This window comes from uncultured Metabacillus sp. (assembly GCF_947503125.1).
GTDB lineage: Bacteria > Bacillota > Bacilli > Bacillales > Bacillaceae > Metabacillus.
On record NZ_CANNCR010000172.1, the window covers coordinates 1 to 798 of the forward strand.

Below are 798 nucleotides of genomic sequence, written 5' to 3' on the forward strand. Positions count from 1 at the left end.
TCCATCGGCCCTTCATGATAGTTCCCCCTGAATGACATGCTTAATCATATGGTCATCAATGATTCGACGGCCATTTTGAGCTCCATAAAGGAGGCTGTGTGTACATACTTTATTAATAAGCCTTGGCGTTCCGCTAGAAAACCTATGAATTTCTTCCAAAGCACCATCTGAGAAGATTTGTTGGTCAACTTCTGCATATTCTAGATGTCGTGAGACATAAGCATCTACTTGTGACCGATCATAGTGACTTAATTTGAACTGAATATCGATTCTTTGACGTATGGCTGCGTATGATTGAAGACGTAGACGATCCCACAATTCACTTTGACCCACAAGGATAAGGGCCATTGGGCTTTGTGCATCCATCTTAAAATTGAGTAAAAATCTTACTTCCTCAAGCATCTCACGATCTAAAAGGTGTGACTCATCAACCACGACGACTGGCTGAATTCCATGAATACCTCTCATTAACTCAATTTCTCGATGAAGCTGCCGTTTGGCATCGCCTCTATAAAACTTCGCTTCCGATCCTAGCTGTTCTAACAAACCTTTATAAAAGTGCCTAGGAGTTAGTTTTGAATCCGATAAATAAAGTACGTGAAATTTCCCTTGATCAAGGCCATCGACAAATTTCCGAATTGTTGTTGTTTTCCCTGTACCACAATCTCCAGTTAAAACGGCAAATAACTGCCTTTCGGCCGTATACTTTAATCGTCCCAAAACTTCTTGCATCGTAAATGAATCATAAAGCTGAGTAGTAGGAACATCTCTTGTAAAAGGGGTATGTTTCATTCCATA

At 40.4% G+C, this 798-nt stretch carries 1 protein-coding gene; it reads right to left on the reverse strand.

Annotated features, from left to right (window positions below):
- Positions 1 to 12: 12 nt before the first annotated feature.
- Positions 13 to 798, reverse strand: a 786-nt coding sequence (locus Q1B07_RS26695; RefSeq protein WP_299095851.1) for an AAA family ATPase, incomplete at its 5' end; no start/stop codon positions are given.